Source organism: Kitasatospora sp. NPDC090091, from assembly GCF_044747365.1.
GTDB lineage: Bacteria > Actinomycetota > Actinomycetes > Streptomycetales > Streptomycetaceae > Kitasatospora.
Genome location: NZ_JBIVDY010000038.1, coordinates 1 through 4120 on the forward strand (window position 1 = coordinate 1; position 4120 = coordinate 4120).

Here is a 4120-nt window from a genome sequence, read left to right on the forward strand (position 1 = left end):
TGGAGCGGATGATGCGGGACGCGAAGATCACGCAGATCTACGAGGGCACCAACCAGATCCAGCGCATCGTCATGGCCCGCAACCTGCCGTAGGGCAGTACCTGCCCGCTCCGGCGCGAGGAGCGGGCTGCAGGGCCCGGAAATCCGCGCGACCCCGCCCGGGCGCGATGGCTAGGGTCGGCGGTATGTCTGTGCCATCCCCCGCCCTGCGGCTGGAGCCGGTGACCCCGGCCACGATCGACGCCGCGCTCGCCCTGAAGGTCCGACCGGATCAGGAGCGACTGGTGTCCCCGGTGGTCAAGTCGCTGGCCGAGGCCTACGTGCACGGTGACAGCGCCTGGCCCCGGCTGATCTTCGACGGCGATCGGCTGGTCGGGTTCGTGATGGCGTTCTTCGACATCACCTTCTACCCCGACCGGCCGGACGACCGCCCCCGCTCCGGCCTCTGGCGCCTCAACATCGCCGCCGAGGAGCAGAGCGGCGGCTACGGCCGGTTCGCCGTCGAGCAGGTCGCCGCCGAGATCCGCCGCCGCGGCGGCCGCCGGGTGACGGTCACCTACGTCCCCGGCGACGACGGCCCGGCCGGCTTCTATGCCCGCCTGGGCTTCCGGCCGACCGGGGAGCTCAGCGGGGACCAGGTGGTCGCGGAGCTCGACCTCGCGGCCGCCTGACGGCCTGCCGCCGGGGGCTCCCGGGTGCACGGGCGCGGAGCAGGACGTCGGACCGGCCGACTTCCTGCTCCGCGCCGTTCCCGGACCGTGCTGTTCCCGGACTACGCCGTTCCCGCGGCCGGCCACTTCCGCCCCGGCCGATCCTCCGGCCGGACTCAGTCGAGCAGCGCCGCGGCCGCCTGCCGTGCCTGACGCAGCCACTGTGCGCGGGCGGCCTCGGCGGAGTCGGTCACGGTACGGAAGACCAGGCGCCGGACGTCCGCCACCCCGACGTACGGCAGCACGCAGGCCGCCCAGATCCGCTCCAGCGGGTCGCCGAACTCGCCGTGCTCGCGCTCCTCCGGGGTGTCCGAGGTGTTCAGGACCAGCGCCCGCCCGGCCCGCAGCAGCCCGGCCGGCTCGCCGTCCGCCGTGCCCAGCTTGTACGCCACCCCGGGCGCCAGTACCCGCTGCACCCACCCGGCCAGGACGGCCGGCGGCATGCCCCACCAGTTGGGGTGGACCAGGACCAGTGCGTCGAGGGTGGCCACCTCCCCGCGGTGCAGGGCGAGTTGCGGATCGGTGGGCGCCGCGGCCGGGTCGACGGTTCCGGTCTCCTCGGCGGTCAGCGCCGGGGCGAACCCCTCCGCGCACAGGTCGTGCGCCACCACCTCGCAGCCGCGTCCGCGCAGCTCGTCCACCACGGCTTCGTACAGCGCGTGGTTGAAGCTCCCCGGCCGCGGATGCGCCAGGTACACCCCGATCCGTTGCACGCCCATCTCCCGCTCCCCCCAGCTCTGTTGGCCTTCCGCTCATCCTAGGGAGGCGTGATCGGGACCTCGGGCGCGGGTGGCCGGCGGGTAGGGTGTCGGACCATGACCGAGCCCGAATTCCTGTACGAGACACGGGTGTTCTACGACGCCATCGCCGCCGAGTACGCAGCGCGCTTCCCCGGCGTGCAGACGGACAACCCGCTGGACCGTGCCATGCTGGCCGCCTTCGCCGACCTGGTCCGGGCCGACGGCGGCGGGCCGGTGGCGGAACTCGGCTGCGGAACCGGCCGGGTGACGGCCCATCTGCACCGGCTCGGCCTGGACGTCCACGGCATCGACCTCTCCCCGGGGATGCTCGCGACGGCCCGTGCGGAGTACCCGGAGCTGCGCTTCGAGGTCGGCTCGCTGCTCGACCTCCCGCTGGGCGACGCCACGCTGGCCGGCGCGGTGGCCTGGTACTCGATCATCCACACCCCGCGGGAACGGCTGCCGGAGGTCTTCGCGGAGTTCCACCGCGTGCTCGCCCCGGGCGGCCACCTGCTGCTGGCCTTCCAGGTGGGCGAGGAGCCGCTCCGGATCGAGCAGCCCTTCGGGCTCCCGGTCGCGCTGGACTTCCGCCGCCGGCAGCCCGAGCTGGTCGCGGAGCTGGCGGCGGAGGCCGGGCTGGAAGTCACCACCCGGCTGGTCCGCGAGCGCGGCCGGGAGGAGACGGCCCGGCAGGCCGTGCTCCTCGCCCGCCGCCCGGCACAGGGTCTGTTCCGTTGATCGGGCCGGGGCCTGCGCGGCCGGGCCGGGGTTCGGGGTTGTCGCGCACCAGCCCGCCCGGCATGCCATGATCCCTGCATGGGTTCCAACGTTTACTTCGACATCACCATCAACGACGAGCCGGCCGGCCGGATCGTCTTCACGCTGTTCGACGACATCGTCCCGAAGACCGCCCGCAACTTCCGCGAGCTGGCCACCGGTGAGCACGGCTTCGGCTACGCCGGCTCGTCGTTCCACCGCGTCATCCCCAACTTCATGCTGCAGGGTGGTGACTTCACCCGCGGTGACGGCACCGGCGGCAAGAGCATCTACGGCGAGAAGTTCGCGGACGAGAACTTCCAGCTCAAGCACACCAAGCCGGGTCAGCTGTCGATGGCCAACGCCGGCCGCAACACCAACGGCTCGCAGTTCTTCATCACCACCATCGTGACCGACTGGCTGGACAACAAGCACGTCGTCTTCGGCGAGGTCGTCGACGGCATGGACCTGGTGAAGAAGATCGAGTCGCTGGGCTCGCAGAGCGGCCGCACCAAGGCGAAGATCACCATCGCCGCGTCGGGCATCGTGGAGTAATGAACGACCACACCGCGGCGGCACCGCCGCGGGCGTGAGCGCAGCGAGGGGCAGGGCGTCGGACCGACCGACTCCCTGCCCCTCGCGCGTTCCCGGCCGGCGCCCGGGCGACGGCGGCCGTCACACCGCCGCGGCGACGGCGACGGCGACGAACAGCACCTGCTCCACGGTCCGGGCGGGCAGCGGGGTCACCGGCTTCCCGGCGAGGGTGAGCCCGCGCCGGGCCGCGGAGACGTTGGCCGGGAACATCGCCAGCATCAGCAGGGCGAGGCCGCCCGCTGCGAAGGGCGCGAGCGGGGGCACCGCGAGCCCCGCGGCGCCGGCGAGCTCCAGGACACCGGTGACGGTGACCAGCAGGGCGGGCCGGGGGAGTGCGGGCGGGACCATCGCGGCGAACTCGCGCCGCCAGGACGGGATGAAGTGCGGCACGCCGGTGGTCACGAACAGCAGCGCGAGCCCACCGCGCAGGGCGGGCTGCCAGGCGTCGAGCCCGTCCACGGCGAACAGGCCGAGCAGCCGGAGGACGGCGAACCCTGCGACGAGGGCGATGAGCGGGGCCATCTCTGTTCTCCAATCTTGTCGTTGGAAAGATTGCGGCCCGGCGGGTCATCTTGTCAATGACTAGATATGGTGGAGGGACGAACGAGAGTGGAGGTGGGACAGATCAGCCAGTCGAGCTATCACCACGGGAACCTGCGGCGGGCCGTCCTGGACGCGGCGCTGGAGGCCATCGGCGAGTCCGGCCCGTCGGGGTGGAGCCTGCGTGAGCTGGCCCGGCGGGCGGGCGTCTCGCACGCGGCGCCGGCGCACCACTTCGGGGACAAGACGGGAGTGCTGACGGCGGTCGCGGCGGAGGGGTTCGCGCTCTTCGCGGACAGCCTGGAGCGTGCCGAGGGCGACCCGTACGGCGCCGGTGTGGCGTACGTGCGCTTCGCCGTCGACCACCGGGCGTACTTCGAGGTGATGTTCCGGCCCGAGCTCTACCGGATGGACGACCCCGAGGCCGCCGCGGCCCGGGACCGCGCGGGTGCGGTGCTCGCCGCGAGCGCGCGCAAGCTGGCGCCGGGCGGGGGGTCGGAGCGGGTGACCACGCTCGCCGCCTGGTCGGTGGCGCACGGCTTCGCCGCTCTCTGGCTGAACGGCGCGCTGCCGGAGAGCGCGGAGGGGAACGTCGAGGAGGTCGCCCGGTCGGTGCTGGAGCTGGTCTTCCGGGGCGACGGATAGGCGCCCGGGGGGGGGGGGGGGGGGGGGGGGGGGGGGGGGGGGGGGGGGAGGCGCCCCCCCCCCCGGGCCCGCCGCCGGCAGCGCCGCCGCCCCGGCCGCCGCCGCCCCCCGCCCACCCCCCGCCCGCGCCGCCCCC

7 protein-coding genes are annotated in these 4120 nt (G+C 73.9%); 5 read left to right on the forward strand and 2 right to left on the reverse strand.

What is annotated here, in order from left to right; translation table 11 throughout:
* Both ACIPSC_RS37665 and ACIPSC_RS37670 read left to right on the forward strand, forming a co-directional pair.
* A partial coding sequence (locus ACIPSC_RS37665) for an acyl-CoA dehydrogenase family protein (protein ID WP_355372531.1) occupies nucleotides 1-92 on the forward strand: 92 nt, incomplete at its 5' end.
* Nucleotides 93-184: 92 nt separating this feature from the next.
* Entirely contained in the window at nucleotides 185-670 is a 486-nt protein-coding gene (locus ACIPSC_RS37670; RefSeq protein WP_400834442.1) for a GNAT family N-acetyltransferase, read from the forward strand.
* A 155-nt stretch (nucleotides 671-825) separates the two neighbouring features.
* On the opposite strand, the gene ACIPSC_RS37675 is transcribed toward ACIPSC_RS37670, so the two are convergent.
* Nucleotides 826-1428, reverse strand: coding sequence for an NAD(P)H-dependent oxidoreductase (locus ACIPSC_RS37675; protein ID WP_400834445.1), 603 nt, complete (start codon nucleotides 1426-1428; stop codon nucleotides 826-828).
* A 96-nt stretch (nucleotides 1429-1524) separates the two neighbouring features.
* On the opposite strand from ACIPSC_RS37675, the gene ACIPSC_RS37680 reads away from it, so the two are divergent.
* Together ACIPSC_RS37680 and ACIPSC_RS37685 are read left to right on the forward strand one after the other, a co-directional pair.
* Entirely contained in the window at nucleotides 1525-2187 is a 663-nt protein-coding gene (locus ACIPSC_RS37680; RefSeq protein ID WP_400834448.1) for a class I SAM-dependent methyltransferase, read from the forward strand.
* 78 nt (nucleotides 2188-2265) lie between these two features.
* Nucleotides 2266-2760, forward strand: coding sequence for a peptidylprolyl isomerase (locus ACIPSC_RS37685; RefSeq protein WP_400834451.1), 495 nt, complete (start codon nucleotides 2266-2268; stop codon nucleotides 2758-2760).
* Between the two features lie 120 nt (nucleotides 2761-2880).
* Here the strand turns inward: ACIPSC_RS37685 and ACIPSC_RS37690 are convergent, their stop codons facing one another.
* A complete protein-coding gene (locus ACIPSC_RS37690) occupies nucleotides 2881-3321 on the reverse strand; it encodes a hypothetical protein (protein ID WP_400834454.1) in 441 nt (146 codons plus the stop codon).
* A 102-nt stretch (nucleotides 3322-3423) separates the two neighbouring features.
* Here ACIPSC_RS37690 and ACIPSC_RS37695 point away from each other — a divergent pair, with 102 nt between their 5' ends.
* Entirely contained in the window at nucleotides 3424-3984 is a 561-nt protein-coding gene (locus ACIPSC_RS37695; RefSeq protein ID WP_400834534.1) for a TetR/AcrR family transcriptional regulator, read from the forward strand.
* The last annotated feature ends 136 nt before the right edge of the window (nucleotides 3985-4120 follow it).